The 18,892-nt window shown below is 59.7% G+C and carries 20 protein-coding genes; 12 read left to right on the top strand and 8 right to left on the bottom strand.

Going from position 1 to position 18,892, the window contains the following annotated elements:
* Nucleotides 1-10 precede the first annotated feature (10 nt).
* Complete coding sequence (locus tag AB5Y54_RS14015) at nt 11-1,339, bottom strand: aspartate aminotransferase family protein (RefSeq protein ID WP_042882236.1); 1,329 nt, start codon at nt 1,337-1,339, stop codon at nt 11-13.
* Between the two features lie 171 nt (nt 1,340-1,510).
* On the opposite strand from AB5Y54_RS14015, the gene AB5Y54_RS14010 reads away from it, so the two are divergent.
* The 6 genes from AB5Y54_RS14010 (at nt 1,511) to AB5Y54_RS13985 (ending at nt 6,696) form a co-directional block, all read left to right on the top strand.
* Entirely contained in the window at nt 1,511-2,053 is a 543-nt protein-coding gene (locus tag AB5Y54_RS14010) for a cupin domain-containing protein (RefSeq protein ID WP_041212150.1), read from the top strand.
* A 245-nt stretch (nt 2,054-2,298) separates the two neighbouring features.
* On the top strand, nt 2,299-3,795 hold the full coding sequence (locus tag AB5Y54_RS14005; RefSeq protein ID WP_041212149.1) for an aldehyde dehydrogenase: 1,497 nt from the start codon (nt 2,299-2,301) through the stop codon (nt 3,793-3,795).
* A 124-nt stretch (nt 3,796-3,919) separates the two neighbouring features.
* A complete protein-coding gene (locus tag AB5Y54_RS14000) occupies nt 3,920-4,093 on the top strand; it encodes a hypothetical protein (RefSeq protein ID WP_010672491.1) in 174 nt (57 codons plus the stop codon).
* Between the two features lie 122 nt (nt 4,094-4,215).
* On the top strand, nt 4,216-5,112 hold the full coding sequence (rarD, locus tag AB5Y54_RS13995) for an EamA family transporter RarD (protein ID WP_010672490.1): 897 nt from the start codon (nt 4,216-4,218) through the stop codon (nt 5,110-5,112).
* 56 nt (nt 5,113-5,168) lie between these two features.
* Nucleotides 5,169-5,972 (top strand): AraC family transcriptional regulator, encoded by an 804-nt coding sequence (locus AB5Y54_RS13990; protein ID WP_223931888.1) that lies wholly within the window; start codon nt 5,169-5,171, stop codon nt 5,970-5,972.
* Nucleotides 5,973-6,057: 85 nt separating this feature from the next.
* Nucleotides 6,058-6,696 (top strand): LysE family translocator, encoded by a 639-nt coding sequence (locus AB5Y54_RS13985; RefSeq protein ID WP_052814924.1) that lies wholly within the window; start codon nt 6,058-6,060, stop codon nt 6,694-6,696.
* Between the two features lie 53 nt (nt 6,697-6,749).
* Here AB5Y54_RS13985 and AB5Y54_RS13980 read toward each other — a convergent pair whose 3' ends face one another.
* Entirely contained in the window at nt 6,750-7,415 is a 666-nt protein-coding gene (locus AB5Y54_RS13980; RefSeq protein ID WP_041212148.1) for a chromophore lyase CpcT/CpeT, read from the bottom strand.
* A gap of 198 nt (nt 7,416-7,613) precedes the next feature.
* On the opposite strand from AB5Y54_RS13980, the gene AB5Y54_RS13975 reads away from it, so the two are divergent.
* Together AB5Y54_RS13975 and AB5Y54_RS13970 are read left to right on the top strand one after the other, a co-directional pair.
* Nucleotides 7,614-8,057, top strand: a complete 444-nt coding sequence (locus AB5Y54_RS13975) for an SRPBCC family protein (protein WP_042882233.1) — start codon at nt 7,614-7,616, stop codon at nt 8,055-8,057.
* A 127-nt stretch (nt 8,058-8,184) separates the two neighbouring features.
* Nucleotides 8,185-8,841, top strand: coding sequence for a DUF3313 domain-containing protein (locus AB5Y54_RS13970; protein ID WP_053288840.1), 657 nt, complete (start codon nt 8,185-8,187; stop codon nt 8,839-8,841).
* Between the two features lie 60 nt (nt 8,842-8,901).
* Here the strand turns inward: AB5Y54_RS13970 and AB5Y54_RS13965 are convergent, their stop codons facing one another.
* The gene (locus AB5Y54_RS13965) at nt 8,902-9,402 is read right to left on the bottom strand and encodes a DUF1993 domain-containing protein (RefSeq protein ID WP_103244059.1); all 501 of its coding nucleotides are present in this window, start codon (nt 9,400-9,402) and stop codon (nt 8,902-8,904) included.
* Nucleotides 9,403-9,692: 290 nt separating this feature from the next.
* Between AB5Y54_RS13965 and ydfZ the strand changes: the two genes are divergently transcribed.
* Nucleotides 9,693-9,890 carry a putative selenium delivery protein YdfZ gene (ydfZ, locus tag AB5Y54_RS13960; RefSeq protein WP_010672483.1) on the top strand — a complete coding sequence of 66 codons (198 nt, stop codon included), beginning with the start codon at nt 9,693-9,695 and terminating at the stop codon, nt 9,888-9,890.
* Nucleotides 9,891-9,995: 105 nt separating this feature from the next.
* Here the strand turns inward: ydfZ and AB5Y54_RS13955 are convergent, their stop codons facing one another.
* Nucleotides 9,996-10,337 carry an SH3 domain-containing protein gene (locus AB5Y54_RS13955; RefSeq protein ID WP_368153935.1) on the bottom strand — a complete coding sequence of 114 codons (342 nt, stop codon included), beginning with the start codon at nt 10,335-10,337 and terminating at the stop codon, nt 9,996-9,998.
* A 237-nt stretch (nt 10,338-10,574) separates the two neighbouring features.
* On the opposite strand from AB5Y54_RS13955, the gene AB5Y54_RS13950 reads away from it, so the two are divergent.
* From AB5Y54_RS13950 to AB5Y54_RS13940, 3 genes are all read left to right on the top strand, one after another.
* The gene (locus AB5Y54_RS13950; protein WP_368153934.1) at nt 10,575-11,360 is read left to right on the top strand and encodes a hypothetical protein; all 786 of its coding nucleotides are present in this window, start codon (nt 10,575-10,577) and stop codon (nt 11,358-11,360) included.
* A gap of 288 nt (nt 11,361-11,648) precedes the next feature.
* Nucleotides 11,649-12,542: a LysR family transcriptional regulator gene (locus AB5Y54_RS13945; protein WP_368153932.1), complete on the top strand. Its 894-nt coding sequence runs from the start codon at nt 11,649-11,651 to the stop codon at nt 12,540-12,542.
* Between the two features lie 253 nt (nt 12,543-12,795).
* Nucleotides 12,796-13,326, top strand: a complete 531-nt coding sequence (locus tag AB5Y54_RS13940; RefSeq protein WP_368153931.1) for a transposase — start codon at nt 12,796-12,798, stop codon at nt 13,324-13,326.
* Nucleotides 13,327-13,590: 264 nt separating this feature from the next.
* Here AB5Y54_RS13940 and AB5Y54_RS13935 read toward each other — a convergent pair whose 3' ends face one another.
* The 4 genes from AB5Y54_RS13935 to AB5Y54_RS13920 all read right to left on the bottom strand — a co-directional run bounded on the left by AB5Y54_RS13935 (nt 13,591) and on the right by AB5Y54_RS13920 (nt 18,889).
* Nucleotides 13,591-14,694: an SIR2 family protein gene (locus tag AB5Y54_RS13935; protein ID WP_209794840.1), complete on the bottom strand. Its 1,104-nt coding sequence runs from the start codon at nt 14,692-14,694 to the stop codon at nt 13,591-13,593.
* Between the two features lie 22 nt (nt 14,695-14,716).
* Entirely contained in the window at nt 14,717-15,934 is a 1,218-nt protein-coding gene (locus tag AB5Y54_RS13930) for an ATP/GTP-binding protein (protein WP_209794839.1), read from the bottom strand.
* 253 nt (nt 15,935-16,187) lie between these two features.
* Nucleotides 16,188-18,359, bottom strand: a complete 2,172-nt coding sequence (gene uvrD, locus AB5Y54_RS13925; RefSeq protein ID WP_368153930.1) for a DNA helicase II — start codon at nt 18,357-18,359, stop codon at nt 16,188-16,190.
* A 68-nt stretch (nt 18,360-18,427) separates the two neighbouring features.
* Nucleotides 18,428-18,889 (bottom strand): hypothetical protein, encoded by a 462-nt coding sequence (locus tag AB5Y54_RS13920; protein WP_155488294.1) that lies wholly within the window; start codon nt 18,887-18,889, stop codon nt 18,428-18,430.
* Nucleotides 18,890-18,892: the final 3 nt, after the last annotated feature.

The raw sequence follows: 18,892 nt of genomic DNA, 5'->3' as shown, positions 1-18,892 counted from the left end.
GATGTGGGGGTCAGTCCTGGGCCTGCAGGGCGTCCTGCAGCAGGGTGAAGAGATCGTCGATCTGGCTGCGCTCGATGATGAGGGGAGGCGACAGGGCGATGATGTCGCCGGTCACCCGGATAAGCGCCCCCTTCTCGAAACAGCGCACGAACACCTCGTAGGCCCGCTTGCCCGGTGCATCCGGCATGGATTCGAGTTCGATGCCCGCCACCAGGCCGTAGTTGCGCACGTCTTTCACGTGCTTGCAGCCCTTGAGGGAATGGGCCGCCTCCTCCCAGTAGCCCGCCAGATCGGCCGCCCGGGTCAGCAGATTTTCGTTACGGTAGATCTCGAGGGTCGCCAGACCCGCCGCCGCCGCCACCGGGTGGCCGGAGTAGGTGTAGCCGTGGAACAGCTCGATGGCCCCCTTGCCCGCCGCCATCATGTCGTCATAGATATGGTTCTGCACCAGCACGGCCCCCATGGGGATGGCGCCGTTGGTGAGCCCCTTGGCGCAGGTGATCATGTCGGGGATGACGTCGAACTCTTGGGCGGCGAAGGGGGAACCGAGGCGGCCGAAACCGGTGATCACCTCGTCAAAAATCAGCAGGATGCCGTGTTTGGTACAGATCTCCCGCAGCCGCTTGAGATAGCCCTTGGGGGGCATGATGACCCCGGTGCTGCCGGCGATGGGCTCGACGATGACCGCCGCGATGTTGCTGGCGTCGTGCAGGAAGACAATCTTCTCCAGTTCATCGGCCAGGGTGAGGTCTTCTGCTGGCAATCCCTTGGTGAACGCATTTTTCCCTATATTGAGGGTGTGGGGCAGATGATCCACCCCGGTCAGCAGGGAGCCGAACCACTTGCGGTTGCCGGGAATGCCCCCCACCGAGATGCCGCCAAAACCCACCCCGTGGTAGCCGCGCTCGCGGCCGATGAGCCGGGTACGGGTCCCCTGGCCGCGAGCCCGCTGCCAGGCCAGCGCAATCTTGAGCGCGGTGTCCACGGACTCCGATCCGGAGTTGGTATAGAAGACGTGACCGAATCCCTTGGGGGCGATCTCCACCAGCCGGTTGGCCAGCTCGAACGGCAGGGGGTGGCCCATCTGGAAGGTGGGGGCAAAATCGAGGTGGGAGATCTGCTGGGAGACCGCCTCGGCGATCTCGCGCCGACCATGGCCTGCGTTGCAACACCAGAGTCCGGCAGTGCCATCCAGTATCTTGCGGCCATCCTCTGAGTGATAATACATCCCCTCTGCCGACTTCAGGATGCGCGGCGCCGCCTTGAATTGCTGGTTGGCGGTGAACGGCATCCAGAATGCGGACATGTCGGGGGTATTGATGTCGCTGACAGGTTTCATGGTCACCTCATCCTTAAGGCGTTTAGTAACACCCGGCTCATGCCTATTAAATTAAACACCTGAATCCATAAAAAAGGGCTTTTATCGCCCGGCTTGGTGTCACCCCTCAGGGGTGGTATAAGATATTTAACACAATTTTAATAATAGTAAACAGTCAAGGAGTGTCTATCGATGGATATCGGTCACCGCCTCAAAACGGTTCGCACCAAGGCGGCCCTCTCCCAGCGCGAGCTGGCAAAACGCTCCGGTGTGACCAACGGCTTTATCTCCCAGATCGAGAAAAATCAGGTGAGCCCCTCGGTGGCCTCCCTGCGCAAGGTGCTGGAAGGCATCCCCATGTCATTGGCCAGCTTCTTCACCGACGAGACGGAGATGGATTCCGAGGTGATCTTCCGTGCGGACGACATGCCGGATCTCGGCACCCACCCCATCAGCTACCGTCTGGTGGGTCACAGCCGCGCCAACCGCGCCATCGGCATGATGCAGGAGATACTGCCCCCGGGCGCCGACACCGGTGATGACATGCTGAGTCACGAAGGGGAAGAGTGCGGCATCGTCATCCGGGGTCAGGTGGAAGTCACGGTAGGCGAGCAGGTTCACCTGCTGGCACCGGGGGATGGCTACTACTTCGACAGCCGCACTCCCCACCGTTTTCGCAACGTGGGGGATCAGGAGTGCGTGCTGATCTCGGCCAACACGCCCGCCAGCTTCTGACGGGCCTTCTCTCGGAACAGCCCGCCGGGCTCCCCCCGGCCCGGGGATCAGGCCCGCGACACGGGCTCCCGCCCCGCCGCGCGACCCCCGACACCACAGGCCAGGGCGCCCGGTTTGCCCCGCCGTTAGCCCGGGTTGTTCGGGGTCAGTGTTTAATGAATTGTTACAAGATGGATTTACAAGCGGCAGGATGTTTAGCATATTGATACGCGGAGACTGACTTTCTGCCGGTTCAAGGAGTGAACATGAGTGACCTGACCCTGGCCCAGTGGCAACACAAGGCCGCCCATCTGACCCTGCCCTCGCAAGCCTTTATCGACGGCACCTACCGGGATGCCGTCAACGGCGCCACCTTCGATTGCATCAACCCGGCCAACGGCCAACTGTTGACCAAGGTCGCCTCCTGCGACGCCGCCGATGCCGAGCTGGCGGTCAAGGCGGCCCGTGCTGCCTTCGACGACAAGCGCTGGTGCGGCCTCTCTCCCAAGCAGCGCAAGCTCATCATGCAGCGCTTCGCCGAGCTGATGCGCCTGAACCTGGTGGAGCTGGCACTGCTGGAGTCGCTGGACATGGGCAAGCCCATCGGCGACGCCATGGGGTATGACGCCCCCGCCGCCGCGAACTGCATCGCCTGGAACGCCGAGGCGATAGACAAGATCTACGATCAGGTCGCCCCGGTGGAAGAGTCCGCCCTGGCCCTGGTGACCCGCGAGCCCCTCGGTGTCGTGGCTGCCATCGTGCCCTGGAACTTCCCCCTGGTGATGGCCTGCTGGAAGCTGGGCCCGGCGCTCGCCACCGGCAACTCGGTGATCCTCAAACCCTCCGAGAAATCCCCCCTCACCGCCCTGCGCATCGCGGGTCTGGCGAAGGAGGCGGGCATCCCCGACGGCGTGTTCAACGTGCTGCCAGGCTTCGGCCATACCGTGGGCGAGGCGCTGGCCATGCACATGGACGTCGACTGCATCACCTTCACCGGCTCCACCAAAATCGGCAAGCACCTGGTGCAGTGCTCCGGCAAGTCCAACCTCAAGCGCGCCTTCATGGAGTGCGGCGGCAAGAGCCCCAACATCGTGCTGGCGGATGCACCGGATCTGGACGCCGCCGCCAGAAGCGCCGTCGGCGCCATCTTCTACAACCAGGGGGAAGTGTGCACCGCCGCCTCCCGCCTGCTGGTGCAAAACAGCATCAAGCCCCAGTTCATGGAGCGGCTGCTGGCCCATGCCCGCGAGTGGATCTCGGCCAACCCGCTCGACCCCACCACCCGCATCGGTGCCATGGTGGACCACATCCAGATGGAGCAGGTGCTCAACTACATCGCCATCGGCCAGCAGGAGGGCGCCAAGCTGCTGCTGGGAGGCAAGCGTACCCAGCCCGAGGAGGGCGGCTACTACATCGAACCCACCATCTTTGACGACGTGACCCCGACGATGCGCATCTTCCGCGAGGAGATATTCGGCCCCGTGCTGGCGGTGACCGGCTTCGACACCCTGGAAGAGGCCATCGCCCTTGGCAACGACACCGACTACGGCCTGGCCGCGGCGATCTGGACGGCGGATCTCAACCAGGCGGTGAAAGGGTCGCGCGCCCTGCGCGCCGGCACCGTCTTCGTCAACAACTGGGATGGCGGCGACATGACCATGCCGTTTGGCGGCTTCAAGCAGTCCGGCAACGGGCGCGACAAGTCCCTGCACGCCCTGGAGAAGTACACCGAGCTGAAAAGCACCTGGATCCAGCTCGAATAACGTCATAAATGACGCTTATCAACAAAACAGGGGGAGAAATCCCCCTTTCTCATTTTTACTCTTTTATCCCCTCGCTCAATCGATATAATCGTCAAATAGCAAGCCATTAAATTTAAAGATAAAAATGCTGTTTTTTCTGGGAAGTGTACTGTTTCTGGTGGTGGGACTGCCGCTGTTGTTCTTCGTGCTGGGTCAGGGGGAAGCCTATGTCACCTGGGGCCCCTGGATCTCCGCCATCGCCCTCATGCTGTGGCTGCTGATGGACGTGGAGAAGATCCGCCGCGGGGGCGGTCGCTGAAGTTGCTCCTGCTGTTAAAATCCCGTCAGACCCATTTATTGTCTTCTTTCCCTGCAAAAGGATCGCTACACTGACTTTTTGCGATGTTTCCCGACATCCGCACTCCAGTGAAGGTTATCCGCATGCAACAACAGATCCAGCGCCAGGGCGTCCTCTATGCCCTCGGCGCCTACACCCTTTGGGGCCTGGCACCCATCTACTTCAAGTCCCTCTCCGCCGTGCCGGCCGCCGAGATCCTGACCCACCGCATGATCTGGTCCTGCGCCCTGCTGATGGTGCTGGTGCTGCTCGGACGCCAGTGGCACAAGGTGCAGGCGGTGCTGCGCCAGCCCAAGGTGCTGCTCACCCTGGCCTTTACCTCCGTCACCGTCGGCGGCAACTGGCTGCTGTTCATCTGGGCCATCAACAACGGCCACATGCTGGATGCGAGCCTGGGCTACTACATCAACCCCCTGTTCAACGTGCTGCTCGGCATGGTGTTTCTGAGCGAGAAGCTGCGCCGCCTGCAGTGGTGGGCGGTGGGGCTCGCCTTTGTCGGTGTCGCCGTCCAGCTCATCGCCTTCGGCTCCCTGCCCTGGATAGCCTTGGTGCTGGCCTCGAGCTTCGCCATCTACGGCCTCATTCGCAAGAAACTGGCCCTGGACGCCCTCACCGGCCTGCTCATCGAGACCCTGATCATGCTGCCGCCAGCCGCCTTCTATCTGTGGGGCATCGCCGACAGCCCCACCAGCCACCTCACCCAGAATGACTGGCACCTGAACCTGCTGCTCATCGCCGCAGGCGCCGTCACCACGGCCCCCCTGCTCTGCTTCACCGCAGCGGCCACCCGGCTCAAGCTCTCCACCCTGGGCTTCTTCCAGTACATAGGCCCCAGCCTGATGTTCATCCTGGCGGTGACCCTGTATGGCGAGGCGCTGGCGCTGGACAAGATGATCACCTTCGGCTGCATCTGGAGCGCCCTGGTGCTGTTCAGCCTGGATGGCCTGCGCAGCGGCAAGCGGCGCCAGGAGGCCGGCTGAGGCGCCAGCGCAATAATCTACAAGCCAAGGGGCCGCTTTCGGGGTATCAATAGGGGATGAACGCACCCCAATCCCGCATCCACTACTGGCAATCCCGGCTGCTGCCGGGGGTTGAACTCTCCCACTCCCACCACAGGGAGTTCAGCTATGGCCGTCACGTGCATCTGGACTACCACATCGGTCTGGTGCAGCGGGGCGGCCAGAAGTTCATCCACAAGGGGAACAGCCACAACCTGGTGCGCGGCGAACTCTCCACCGTCAACCCGGACGAGATGCACGACGGCCTCAGCCTGCTGCCGGAAGGGTACGAGGTGCGGGTCTTCTCCATCGCCCCCGAGCAGCTGGCCCGCTGGCTGCCGGAGCACCCCGAGCCCTTTTTCCACCAGGGATTGCAGAGCCGCCCCGACCTCTATCAGGGCTTTGCCCGCCTGCACATGCACCTGGACGGCCCCGCCCCCGACGACCTGCTGGCGGAGAGCCAGTTGCTGGCCCTGCTGGGTGAACTGTTCCGGCTCGCCCCCGAGCGCCACGCCCTGGCGGATCCCCAGCTCAGGTTCCTGCGCGACCATCTGCTGGCCCGGCTGGACGAGCGCCACACCCTGGAGGATCTGGCCGCCCTGTTCGGGCTGGATCGCTTCGCCTTCCTGCGTCAGTTCAAGAAGAAGACCGGCATGACCCCCTATGCCTGGCTCAAGCGGCTGCGCCTCGAACAGGGCAAGCGCCTGCTCGGCAGCGGTCTGCCGGTGAGCGAGGTGGCACTGGCGGTGGGCTTCTTCGATCAGAGCCACTTCCACCACGGTTTTCGTCAGGCCTTCGGGCTCACCCCGGCGGAGTATCGCCAGCAGATGCTGCCCGCCTGAATCGTCGCTGCTGCAATCTTTTACAATCTCCCGTCCCCCGTCCTGCCCCATGCTGTCACCTCCATACCGCTGTCGGAGGTCTTTTATGTTCACCAGCCTGTTTCTGACCCTGGGTCTCGTCCACCTCGTCGCCCTGGCGAGCCCGGGCCCGGATTTCGCACTCATCCTGCGCACCAGCCTGCACAGGCCCACCGCCCTCGGAGCGGCCCTTGGCATCGCCCTCGCCATCCTGCTCCACGCCACCCTCAGTCTCACCGGCATCAGCCTGCTGATCGCAAGCCAGCCCTGGCTCTTTCTCGCCGTGAAACTGGTGGGTGCCCTCTATCTGGGCTGGCTGGGCTGGGGGGCGCTGAAAGCGGCCTGGCAGGGAAGCGGGGATCTGGCGCTGCGCGCCGGGGGCGAGCGGCCGGGCTGGCGCAAGGGGGTGAAGAGCGGGCTGGCCACCAATCTGCTCAACCCCAAGGCGATGCTGTTCTTCATGGGACTGCTGGCCGCCATGGTGACGCCCCAGGTGGATGGCCTGACCCGGGGATTGCTGATCCTGGAGCTGTTCCTGCTCTCCCTCGTCTGGTTCAGCGCCCTGGCCTGGAGCCTCTCCACTCCCCGCGCCCAGCACCTGCTCGGCCGCATCCAGCGCCCGCTCAACCTGATGACAGGCCTGCTGTTTGGCGCGGTCAGCCTCTCCATCCTGGTGGATCTGCAAGGGAACTGGCCAGCAGCCTGATCGGCACGTCCTTGTTGGCGGCAAGCAGGGAGGGGCCTTGACGGACCGCGCGACTACTCCCCGCGCCGCATCCCCTTGCGCAGGTAGACGTAGCCCTCCCCCGGGCTGCCCCAGCGCTGATGGGCGCCGTTGTCATAGGCCCTGTCCAGCAGCCGGACACTGTCCGGGCCGATCCAGAGGTACTGCACCAGGGTGGTGGCACCGCCAAAATCGGTGGCGCAATGCCCGACCCGGGTCTGCCCCTTGTACTCCCCGCCCGGCTGGCGGGTCAGCCAGATTTCGCACCCTTCGCGCAGGGAGAGTTGCTGCGGGGTGAGGGAGTCAAGCAGCTCGGGCCGACGCCAGGCGCCGGCAAAATCCGTGGCCCTCGGCATGGTCAGTTCGGCCATCAGGATGCGGCCATCGGGCAGGGAGGAGAAGCGGTAGATGCGCTGGCGAAACGGTCGCTGCGCCCGCTCGGTCAGAAACTGCTCCGCATAGACCCAGCGAAAGGGGCCTTCCCCGGGCCAGATCTCCACCAGCCGCAGCTCGGCGCTGGTGAAGCGGGCATCGAAGGTGGCCTGCTCCTGGCTGGAAAACTCCCCCGAGAACCAGGAGAGCAGGGGCTCCAGCCTCCCCTGCGTGGCATGGGGGCCGGGGGCCGTCACGAAGGGGACGGGCGCCGCCCAGATCAGGCTGGCGTAAAACAGCCCCAGCAGGGCCGCCATCAGCTGTGTCATCGAATCCTTCCGAGTCGCTTGCATGGCGGCGATTATATGAGCGAACGGTGACAATAACCTCTATCTTGATCAACTCCTTGAAGAGAAAACGAAAAATCCTCTCTGCAGGCGAAAGGAGGCGACGCACCCCCGCAGGCCACGGGGATGACGGCTATCCTTGCTGCGACCCGTCCCTGTTGCCGCCAAGAGGAGTCCCCCATGAACACAGTCACCCTGCACCGCGTACTCAAGGCCCCGCCACAGCGGGTATACCAGGCCTTTATCGAGCCGGACGCCCTGGCCAAATGGCTGCCGCCCCATGGCTTCACCTGCAAGGTGGCGGCGCTGGATGCCAGGGTCGGCGGCCAGTTCAGGATGTCGTTCACCCACTTCGCCAGCGGCCACACCCACGCCTTCGGCGGCGAGTATCTCGCGCTGGAGCCGGGCAAGCGCATCCGCTACACCGACCGCTTCGACGACCCCAACCTGCCGGGGGAGATGCAGGTCACCATCACCCTCACCCAGGTGCTGTGCGGCACCGATCTCGCCATCGAACAGGCGGGTATTCCGGCGGTCATCCCGGTGGAGATGTGCTACCTCGGCTGGCAGGAGTCCCTGATGCAGCTCGCCACCCTGGTGGAGCCCGAGATCCCCGCCGAGTGACCCGACACGGGGGCTCCCCCGGTGGCCCCCACATAGATACCCCTTGTGAGAGAGGGGCCTGATCAGGTATCTCTGTGGGCAGGGCGGGCTGCGCTCTTGCAGCGACCATCCACCGCCAGGAGCCCCCATGAAACGAGTCTTGATGATGACCATGGCCGCCGCCCTGCTGGGCGGGTGCGCCGTGAAGAACCAGGTCACCCACAGCCTGCAGGCGATCCCGCTCACGGCCTTCCAGCAAAGCGAGAGCAACCCCAACCAGCGCATCTACAAGGAGCCCGGCGTGGATCTGCGCCAGTACCATCAGGTGCTGCTCGACCCCTTGCAATTCATCCGCCAGGAGAACGGCCAGTGGTATCTGCTGACCGCCAACGAGCAGAACGAGATCGGCCGCTACTACCACGCCACCTTCCAGCGGGAGCTGATGAAGCAGGGCGTCAAGATGGCTACCGAACCCGGTCCCGGCGTGATGCGGGTGCAGGCGGCCATCACCAACTTCGACCTGACCCGGCCCGACCCCAAGCTGCGGGATCTGCTGCCCGCCAAGATCGCCATCAACGTCACCCGCGAGGTAATAGGCAAGGAGCCCTATCTGCTCAAGGTGGGCAGCATGGCACAGTTGCTCGACGCCCAGAGCGGCAAGCTGCTGGTGCGGGTGATGGACGCCCGCGAGAGCCCGGACACCACCCACAAGGATTCCCCCATCACCGCCCTGGAGATGGAGAAAATGATCGATCAGTGGGCCGCAAGTCGCGCCAAACAACTGGCCGACAACCTGGGGCGCTGAGCCGGGCCGAAAACGACAAAGCCTGCCAGGGGGCAGGCTTTGTCGTCGCTGAAGCACGGCTTATTGCAGGTTCAGACCGCCCAGGTAATCCCGCTTGCCCAGATCCACCCCGGCCTGGCGCAGCAGGGCATAGGTCATGGTGAGGTGGAAGTAGAAGTTCGGGATGCCGTACTCATGCACGCAGCTATGGCCGTCCATCCCCTTGCCACCGGCCCAGTAGGGGTAGTAGTGGCCGCTCGCATACTGGCTGAAATCGGCGTCCAGCTTGCCTTGCAGGTAGGCGATGGTCTTGGCCACGTGGGCGCGCAGATCCGCCATGGTCTTGGGATCATCCCCCAGCACCGGCGGCTCGCTCAGGCTGGCGGTGGCCACCACGGCGCGGGCGCTGTCACAGCAGATCAGCACCTGCTTGCTCAGGGGCAGCATGTCGACGATGAGGCGCTCATTGAAGAAGTTCTCCACGTTGAACTTCTTCGCCTCGGCGTGGGCCTCGGCCTTGGCCAGGCACTGGTCCAGATTGGTCAGCATCTTGATGAACTGGGCGGCAATTTCACGATTCATAATGCACTCTCGGTTGGTTGAAGGCAGTAAAACGAGCGGCTCCACTATAGCGCATCCCCCTTGCAGTTCGAGCCCGAGGGGATGAAAAGCGGGGGCGCCCTCCTTGCCCTGCGACAGGCAGTGGCGATCACCGGCGAGCTGCGAGGCCAGAGCGCCATACCCCGTCGCCGCCCCGAGTCCCTCTTTCCCCTTTTTTTGATCTGTGACAGACATCTCGTTTTTCGAGGGGCGTAGTCTGGAGCCCGTTGCCCCGGCACGGGCCGGGGCACCCATCCCACAAGGAGAATGCCATGAAGATCTACGATCGAAACCGCAATGTGCTGACCCTGGGCCAACGGGTGATGATTGCCGCCACCGGCGCAGTCGACACCCTCAAGGAGGCGCACACCGACAACCTGACCCCCTATGAGGCGGAACATGAGAAGTGCGTGCTGCTGACAAACAGCCAGGAACGCTACGCCCCCATCGAGTTGATTAGACTAGGCTGATCCCGTTTTCCGTCACCCTACTCTTTACAATTCACCCGGCCGCGCTGCCCTTCGCTGGCCGGGTTTCTCTCTCCGCTCTCTATTCCTTCTCCGAGCCGCTGCACCTTATGAGGGCGAGGCGATGCAGCTTGCCGGTATCCAGCCTGAGCCCCCCGCTTCGTTGTGAACCCAGAGCCAGCCTGCCATCTCCCGATCCACTCGAACCCGCTCCCCCACCGCCACGTCCAGCTCGCGGGCGGTATAGTCCTGGCGCGCCTGCGCCTCCCCGGCGCTGATCGGGGTCAGCAGGGACAGGGGCGCCCACCCCTCGTTGCCGTCTGCGGTAAAGGTGCGCACCCAGCCCGGGAACTCGTCGTCCTCGTGGCCGATGCGCACCCGCTCACCGGCCCGAAAGGCGATGGGATTGGGGTAACAGGTGTGGTGCGCCGTGGTGATCAACGCCAGCATTGTCTCGTCCTCCGACAGGTTATGTTTGATGACGCCCCGAGTCATACCACAAGCCGGGCCCCGTTGCGTCAGCCGGGCTCACACCCTCTGGCAGAGGGCGATCTCCCCCGGGGCGGGCCGACGACCCTGACCCCCACGATTCATTACTTTCAGTGAATTTTCATATCATCCGAGTGTCATTTCAGTGAACACATCGCCGCCCTAGACTGCTTCTCGAACCTTAACGAGGAGTCTTGTATGAAACTCACCCCTATCCCGTTGCTGGCCGGCACCCTCGCCTCGGCCTTCTCTTTCAACACCTTCGCCGGTGACATCGTCTCGGTGCAGTTCAGCGATGGCCGCCCCGCCGTGACCGGCATCGAAGCGGTCAACAAGGCGCTCAACCCCATCGGCGTCAACGTGGTTACCGTCGACATTCCCGACGCCGCCAGGCCGCTGCTTGAAGCCTCTCACCGCCGCGCGTTGACCAAAGCGGAGCACGGCGCCCTGATCTCGGCCTTCAATCTGAGTCAGGGGGAGCTGCTGGAGCAGGCCAGGCTCGCAGGGCGCGCGCCCGCGGTGCAAGGAGGCGGCGTCGCCACCGAGGAGACCGGCGTCGGCCCCTACCCCAAGGTCTATGACCTGATGGCGCTGGACGAGCGCACCCGCAGCGCCGTGCTCGGCAAATATGGCCGCATGCACGTCAACTCCGCCGAGGACGGCACCGACATCGACGAGGTGATGACGGTGGTCAGCGGCGGCCCCTTCCGCTGGGGCTTTACCCTCAAAGACGGCAGCATCGCCCGCTTCCAGATAGACAAGGTGGGCCTGGAGGACAAGGCCGTGCGGATCAGCTATCACGGGCTCGGCATGCACGCCGGGTTGATGGACGCAAAACAGGGGCTGCTGGTGGCCTTCGCCCACGGCCCCAAAGCATTCACCATGCGCTACCAGGCCGACGTGCCCCACGCCCACCTGCTCGGCACCAACCCCTGGGCCGATGTCGGCATCACCCTGCCCCCCGCCCCCGGCAAGGTGCAGTAAGCCGGTGCGTGCCATCTGGCGGCGGGGCCCGGGCCCTGCCGCCTGCTTTTATGCCTGCTATGCCTGCCGCCTCGGGGCCGAGGTGCCCTGGGCCCATCGCCTCTCTTTCGTCTGCGTCTCTGCCGGGCCCGCCACGCCCCGGAGGGCCATGATCCGGGCCGCTCTACCACCGGCAACTCTCTGTCTGGCGGGGGATGGGGGGTGGACACCCCGGGGATCCGCACTATTGTGATAAAAGTGCGCAATGATGGCGCCATCATTTACCATTAGTGAATTAACGGGGGCAGGATGAACAAGATCACGGCGCTGAATGTCTTTCGCCGGGTGGTGGAAATGGGCACCTTCAGGGCGGCGGCGGACGACCTGCGCCTCTCCCAGGCGGCGGTCAGCAAGAACATCAACGAGCTGGAGGCCTATCTCGGCATCGCCCTCATCAACCGCACCACCCGGCGGCTGAGCGTCACCGAATCCGGCATGGCCTATTACGGCCAGATATGCGCCGTGCTGGACAGCCTGGAGGCAGCCGACCAGTCCATCATGGCCGCCTCCTTCACCCCCAGGGGCAGGCTGAGGATCGGCATGCCCATGTCCTACGGGCTGATCCGCCTCAATCCCCTTGTCTGCGAATTCCAACGCCGCTATCCGGAAATCGGCATCGAGGTGATCCTGAGCGACGCCTACATGGATCTGGTGGATCAGGGGCTGGACGTGGTGATCCGGGGGGCTGGCACCCTGGAGGACTCTACCCTGCGCGCCAAACCCCTGTGCGAGGTGCAGCGGGTGCTCTGCGCCGCCCCCGATTACCTGAAGGAGGCGGGCCAACCCGCCCACCCTGCAGATCTCAAGGCCCACAACTGCCTGCGCTACAGCCTCTCCTCCTCCCCCAACAAGTGGTTCTTCACCCGGGACGCGGAGAGCGTGGCGGTGGAGCTGCCCCCCGCCAGCTTCTGCGCCAACAACGGCATCGCCCTGAAACAGGCGGCGGTGCAGGGGCTCGGGGTGATCCTGGTACCGGATGAATTCGTGTCGAACGACCTGTCGGACGGCACCCTGGTCAGACTGATCCCCGACTGGCAACCCGACCCCCACGCCCTCTTCGCCGTCTACCCCTTCCACAAGGAGCAGTCCCGCAACGTGCGGCTCTTTATCGAATTTCTCGTCAAGGCGTTTCAGTTGCGGTGAGCCCGACAGGCGGGAGTGTGAGGCATTCACCTGTTGCAACCCGCCTGCATGTAGGTTCGATTAGCGAAGCGTAATCGGACGATCGCGTAAGACGATCGCGTAATCGGACGTTCACGTCATCGGACAATCGGACAATCGAACGATCGCGTCACCGGTCCATCCCATCATCTGACAACCGCGCGACGGGGCCCACGAACGGATCGCCGGGCGGCAAGGCTATGCTTGGCTTTTCTGCCGAAGATAGGGGAAATGCATGGCCAACTGGCGGCGGGCATGGTGGCCCGGCGGAACCTGGTTCTTTACCGTCAACCTGCTGGAGCGGCGCAACAACCGATTGCTGGTGGAGCAGATCGACCTGCTGCGCCACAGCGTTGCCAAGGTGCAGCAGGCTCACCCCTTCGCCATCCACGCTTGGGTGGTGTTGCCCGACCATCTCCACTGCATTCTCTCTCTGCCGGAAGGGGACACCGATTTCCCCCTGCGGTGGCGGCTCATTAAAAGCCATTTCTCCCGCGCCTTGCCGGTCAACGAGCGCCGCAGCCAGACCCGGCTACGCCACGGGGAGCGGGGCATCTGGCAACGCCATTATTGGGAACACCTGATCCGGGATGAGCGGGATTACCGCCACCATATGGATTATGTCCATATCAACCCCCTCAAACATGGTCATGTCACCCGGGTGGCCGATTGGCCCTACTCCACCTTCCATCGTTACGTGGCGAGCCGCGTCTATCCGCCGGATTGGTGCGGGTCGGTGGATGGGGCGTTGGGGGGATTGGAGTAAACCCATAAAAGGGTTGTTCCGTTGTAAGCGTCCGATTACGCGAATGTCTTACGCGATCGTCCGATTACGCTTCGCTAATCGAACCTACGGCCCTGCTGGCAAACTCCGGGGAGCGCTACGCCCCCATCGAGTTGATTAGACTAGGCTAATCCCTTTCCCTGTCACCCTACTCTTTACAGTTCACCCGGCCGCCGCGCCTGACGGCTGGGTTTTTGATTCTCTCTATTTACCGAAATGTAATGATTACCGAATAGTTGATTATTTTCATATTCTTTCTTTCACAAGTTCATTAAATGAACCATCAAGAGCGAATATAGCTTCTTCACTCTCTAATTGAGGATATAAAAGAGCAACATTGTCTCTGATTCTCTTTGCTGAAGAGGCTGAGCGGCCTACCACAATAATTTCTTTGTCAGTATGCCTAGAATCAATGAAATTCTTTAAAAGAAACCTTATCGTGTGATCTTCAGTAGGAAGTGAGTAGCCAATAAAAACAAGTAAATTCGCATCTCGTAGCTTGCTAGCTGATTTCAAAAATACACTCTTGAAATATTTGCTATCATAGTTTTGTTCCTGTGATGGAAGAATGATATTAGATTTAGAATTAGCAAATGAATAGTTGATATTAATTGAGTCATTGCATCCATCAATCTCAAAACCGCCATTTATTTTGAATAAACTGACTCTGTTTTTTGTCCATCTCTTTGCAGAGAAATCGATAAGATTTATTAACCCTCGATTGAGACATATGTCATCTCTGTTTTTTGAATCGAGGATTTTCTCAATGACAAAATCATAGTTTGTTGTTACAAAACTAACTTCTTTATCTTCACTAATAAATGAATTAAAGAACTCAATAAGATTTTTAGCTTGCTCACTGAGCTCGTTATCTGCTGGACGATCTGGTGTTAATTCTGACTCACCGACAAAACTAGAAAATCGTGCTTTAATAAAATCAATTATCTCTCTTTCGAGAGCAAAGATTGTTGTTCTATCTAAAAAAGATGCCATTAGACTAGGGTATCTATTATAAATATCCAAGTGAAACTTTATGTTTTTAAAAAATTCATAGCATGCTTTAGAAAAAGCATAGTCATCGTCAAAGTTTTCTCGCTCGGGAAATAATATCCCCATTTCTTTAGCAAAATAAAAAAAGTTATAATTACGATCACTTACATCAGCAATGCTAAATAGCTCAAATCCCGCTGGGTAGGATTCACTCCACGCCTTAGAAAATCCAGCGCCAGTAAAAAAAACCACCTTATTGGTTGATTTTATTTTATCCCTTAATTTTCCTATCGAATATAGAGATTGGCGTGGACTTTCCGAGTTGTCAAAAGAACCAACCAAATCGATCAAATTAGGCATTTTATGCGACAACTCCTTACCTTCAAGATCCACTAAGTAATTTTGGAAGTGCTCCAAATTCAGAGCTTAAATATTTGTTAGATATTTTGGCGTCTTTCCTGATAGGAAAGTCTGATAGTCTACTTATGTGACTTGAAAAGTCATCACTCTTCTCCACGAAGAATATTGAATCGCGCCTAAAACCACTATCCAATAGCAATATATCGTGAGTGGCAATAATTGTCTGGCGTATTTTACTGCTAGCCTTAAATAATAAAGACATCATCTCTAATGAAAGCTTATGATGAAGAGAACCATCATACTCATCGACAATAAAAGTAATGTCTTCATCCGGTAAATCTGTAATCAAAAAGAAGATCACCATGATTATTATGGCAAAGCTTCCTTTAGAGAAAAAATCGGATGCATCATCAATTGATAGATCATATGGTTTTCCGTCATTTCTCTTATGGCTAATGAATAATTTCGCTTTACCTTCATGATCTCTTTTAACAGATAGCTTGTTAACGGGAATGGATAGTGAAGCGAGCATTGATGATGCTTTAGTTAGCTGTCTATTCCAAAACTTTGCATAGCTGACACTTGTATCACCAGTGCTACTATCCAAGATTTCCTCAATACCTTTCAATGAGTTTTTATGATATAGACTTGGTCTGAACATGCACAAATTTTTTGCCCAATTATAGAGATGGCTCAGCACATCATTTTTTAGTGATTGGGCGTAGTTGGCAATTAATCCTGATTGACTCAGAGTTCCAGACAGTAAAGTCTCAAGAGATTTATATCTTGCAGTAAATTTAATAGAGCCGTCTTCTCTAACAAAAATTTTTTGGCTTTTAGATGACTTCTTATTATTTCTAGAAAATAAGAATTCATTTATTACATTACCCCTGAATATGGAGAAGCCGTAGTTAATAAACCGATTGTTTGTGGTATCAAAGAGTAACACTTCATATTCTGTCGGTTTTTCAAAACTAGATGAATCCAACATAAATGGTGCATGTGCATCGCCGACTTTTTCTGGGCTTTTAATTGCTGTTGTAAATGTATGTAAGGCTTCGAGTAGGTGAGTTTTGCCTGAACCATTAGGGCCTACAAGGCATGCACATTTATTAATTTTTAATGCGCTGTCAGTTTCATATACATGTTCTAAAGATTCACTCCCTGAAGTAGCGACAAGATTAAATTCTTGTTTATCTCGAAAGCCTTTGTAGTTTGTTATTGCAAATGTCAATAACATGCCAATCTCCCTCTCCAATATTCTTATACGTGCATCGCTGCGAAGTCAGTATGTTGATACAAGCACAATTAGGCACAACAAAGAAGGTTTTTTGCTTATTTTTTTCAGGAAAACGTTTTCTTATGTGTTTGATGACATGTCAACTAGAGCTGTTGTGAACCTTGAAGCCCATTCAGGCGACTGCATCACTAAAGCGATAGATAAAACCAACCCGGCCTAAAGCCGGGTTGGTCACATCAAAAAGCGGAAGAAATCAGAGAGCCTCAAGGCGGGCATACGCCGTCACCAGCCACTTGGCGCCGACCTCGTCGAACTGGATCTGCACCCGGCTCTGCTGGCCGACCCCCTCGAAGTTGAGCACGATCCCTTCGCCGAATTTCGGATGGAGCACCCGCTGACCGAGCTTGATGCCGCTGGCGTCGAAGCTCTGCTGCACCTCGTTCTGGCTGAAGCGGCCGTACTGGGTGGGGCGGCTCACCTGAGTGCGCAGCCGGATCTCTTCCAGACACTCGGCGGGCATCTCGCGGATAAAGCGGCTCGGCTTGTGGAACATCTCGCGGCCATAGATGCGGCGGCTCTCCGCATAACAGATGTAGAGCTTCTCCATGGCGCGGGTCATGCCGACGTAACAGAGGCGCCGCTCCTCCTCCAGCCGGCCCGACTCCTCGGTGGATTGCTGGCTGGGGAACATGCCCTCTTCGACGCCGACCAGCAGCACCAGCGGGAACTCCAAGCCCTTGGCGCTGTGCAATGTCATCAGCTGCACCGCGTCGGCATATTCGTCCGCCTGATTCTCCCCGGATTCCAGCGCCGCATGGGCGAGGAAGGCGGAGAGATCGCTCATGTCCTCCAGCTCGTCCGGGCGCTGGTACTGGCGGCAGGCGGTGACCAGTTCGTCCAGGTTCTCTACCCGCGCCTGTGATTTCTCGCCTTTTTCCGCCAGATACATCGCCTTGAGGCCAGAGTGCTGGATGGCGATATCCGCTTGCTGGTGCAGGGGCAGCAGGGAGACCTGCTCCTCCAGCGCGTCGATCAGCTCGACAAAGCCGCGCACCGCGTTGCCGGCGCGACCGGTCAGCACCTTGTCGCCCAGCAGGGTCTTGGCCGATTGCCACAGGTTCTGGCCCTGATCCCGGGCGTTATTGCGCAATATCTCGAGGGTGCGATCGCCGATGCCGCGGGTCGGCGTATTGACCACCCGCTCGAAGCTGGCGTCGTCGCCCCGGTTGTTGATAAGGCGCAGGTAAGCCATGGCGTCCTTGATTTCCTGCCGCTCGAAGAAGCGCAAGCCGCCGTAGATGCGATAGGGCATGGCGTCCTGCATCAGCGCCTCTTCCAGCACCCGCGACTGGGCGTTGGAGCGATAGAGGATGGCGCAGTCGGCCAGCAAACCGCCTTTCTCTTTCCAATCCTTGAGGCGGCCGACCACGAAGCGGGCCTCGTCCACCTCGTTGAAGGCGGCGTAGAGCGAAATCGGCTCCCCCTCGGCTCCCTCGGTCCACAGCTCCTTGCCAAGGCGCTCGGCGTTGTTGGCGATGACGCTGTTGGCGGCTTTGAGGATATTGGCGGTGGAGCGGTAGTTCTGCTCCAGGCGGATGGTTTCGGCCCCCTGATAGTCGGTCAGGAAGCGCTGGATGTTCTCGATCTTGGCGCCGCGCCAGCCGTAGATGGACTGGTCATCGTCGCCGACGATCATCACCTTGCCGGAATCACCTGCCAGCATGCGAAGCCAGGCGTACTGGATGCCGTTGGTATCCTGGAACTCGTCCACCAGGATGTTCTGGAAGCGATCCCGGTAGTGCTCGAGGATGTGGGGCTTGTTGAGCCACAGCTCGTGGGCGCGCAGCAGCAGCTCGGCAAAATCCACCAGCCCGGAGCGATCGCAGGTCTCCTGGTAGGTCTTGTAGATCTGCTGATAGGTGCGGGTGACGGGGTCGCCGTAAAGGTCGATGTCGCCGGGGCGCAAGCCCTCGTCCTTCTTGCCGTTGATGTAGCCCATCACGGCGCGGGGAGCCCAGTGCTTCTCGTCGAGGTTGAGCGCCTTGAGCACCCGGCGAATGAGGCGGTACTGGTCGTCGGAGTCGAGGATCTGGAAATCCTGCGGCAGCCCCGCATCCAGATGGTGGGCCCGCAGCAAGCGGTGGGCGATGCCGTGGAAGGTGCCGATCCACATGCCGCGCACGCCGTCACCGATCACCTTCTCGACCCGGCCGCGCATCTCGGCCGCCGCCTTGTTGGTAAAGGTGACCGCGATGATGGAGAAGGGTGAACAGCGTTCCACCTGCATCAGCCAGGCGATACGGTGCACCAGCACCCGGGTCTTGCCCGAGCCGGCACCGGCCAGCACCAGCAGGTTGCTGCGGGGCGCCGCAACGGCATCTCTTTGCTTGTCGTTGAGCCCGTCGAGCAGGGTTGAAACGTCCATCACCACTCCTGTTTATTTATACAGGCGGGGATTATACGGCCTGAGCCGCCAGAGACCAACCGGCAGGATCAACGAAGGGGGCGGTGATAGTTCCGGTATTGGCCCAGTACCTCACCGGAAAAGCTGAGCAACCGGGCGCGGGGGGCATCCAGCACCTGCTGGACGGGATCAAATCGAAGTGAAGCGGCCAGCATGCGGCCCTCAGGCAGGGTCACTTCCGTGTTCCCCATCACCAGCATGCCGTCCTGATAATGCCCATGCTCGAAGCGCACGATGACGTCATTCACCATCAAGGTGCCCTGCTTGAGCTGCAGTGATGCTCGTTGCATCTCTCGCAACGCAAACAGACTGGACAATGACGGACGCCCGCTGGGCATCCGCTGCAAGTATTCGTGGGTGGTCAATTGATATTGCAACTGACCCTGACGATCGAAGACACGCTCCCGATAATCGGTGTAGCGCGTCAGCATGCCGGCAGCCTGTGCCACCGGCATCCACAACAGGAGCGCCCCCGTCAGGAGCGCTCCCACTGG

Source organism: Aeromonas sp. s9 (assembly GCF_040907765.1).
GTDB lineage: Bacteria > Pseudomonadota > Gammaproteobacteria > Enterobacterales > Aeromonadaceae > Aeromonas > Aeromonas caviae.
The sequence above is the reverse complement of the archived record's forward strand: the minus strand, read 5'-3'. Positions and strand labels throughout refer to the sequence as shown.

Coding starts and splice junctions, on each gene's coding strand:
- AB5Y54_RS14015 (WP_042882236.1), bottom strand. CDS start 1,339: ATGAAACCTGTCAGCGACATCAATACCCCCGACATGTCCGCATTCTGG.
- AB5Y54_RS14005 (WP_041212149.1), top strand. CDS start 2,299: ATGAGTGACCTGACCCTGGCCCAGTGGCAACACAAGGCCGCCCATCTG.
- AB5Y54_RS13930 (WP_209794839.1), bottom strand. CDS start 15,934: ATGTTATTGACATTTGCAATAACAAACTACAAAGGCTTTCGAGATAAA.
- AB5Y54_RS13940 (WP_368153931.1), top strand. CDS start 12,796: ATGGCCAACTGGCGGCGGGCATGGTGGCCCGGCGGAACCTGGTTCTTT.
- AB5Y54_RS13965 (WP_103244059.1), bottom strand. CDS start 9,402: ATGAATCGTGAAATTGCCGCCCAGTTCATCAAGATGCTGACCAATCTG.
- AB5Y54_RS13945 (WP_368153932.1), top strand. CDS start 11,649: ATGAACAAGATCACGGCGCTGAATGTCTTTCGCCGGGTGGTGGAAATG.
- AB5Y54_RS13975 (WP_042882233.1), top strand. CDS start 7,614: ATGAACACAGTCACCCTGCACCGCGTACTCAAGGCCCCGCCACAGCGG.
- AB5Y54_RS14010 (WP_041212150.1), top strand. CDS start 1,511: ATGGATATCGGTCACCGCCTCAAAACGGTTCGCACCAAGGCGGCCCTC.
- AB5Y54_RS13935 (WP_209794840.1), bottom strand. CDS start 14,694: ATGCCTAATTTGATCGATTTGGTTGGTTCTTTTGACAACTCGGAAAGT.
- AB5Y54_RS13985 (WP_052814924.1), top strand. CDS start 6,058: ATGTTCACCAGCCTGTTTCTGACCCTGGGTCTCGTCCACCTCGTCGCC.
- ydfZ (WP_010672483.1), top strand. CDS start 9,693: ATGAAGATCTACGATCGAAACCGCAATGTGCTGACCCTGGGCCAACGG.
- AB5Y54_RS13955 (WP_368153935.1), bottom strand. CDS start 10,337: ATGCTGGCGTTGATCACCACGGCGCACCACACCTGTTACCCCAATCCC.
- AB5Y54_RS13950 (WP_368153934.1), top strand. CDS start 10,575: ATGAAACTCACCCCTATCCCGTTGCTGGCCGGCACCCTCGCCTCGGCC.
- AB5Y54_RS13970 (WP_053288840.1), top strand. CDS start 8,185: ATGAAACGAGTCTTGATGATGACCATGGCCGCCGCCCTGCTGGGCGGG.
- AB5Y54_RS14000 (WP_010672491.1), top strand. CDS start 3,920: ATGCTGTTTTTTCTGGGAAGTGTACTGTTTCTGGTGGTGGGACTGCCG.
- rarD (WP_010672490.1), top strand. CDS start 4,216: ATGCAACAACAGATCCAGCGCCAGGGCGTCCTCTATGCCCTCGGCGCC.
- AB5Y54_RS13990 (WP_223931888.1), top strand. CDS start 5,169: ATGAACGCACCCCAATCCCGCATCCACTACTGGCAATCCCGGCTGCTG.
- AB5Y54_RS13980 (WP_041212148.1), bottom strand. CDS start 7,415: ATGACACAGCTGATGGCGGCCCTGCTGGGGCTGTTTTACGCCAGCCTG.
- uvrD (WP_368153930.1), bottom strand. CDS start 18,359: ATGGACGTTTCAACCCTGCTCGACGGGCTCAACGACAAGCAAAGAGAT.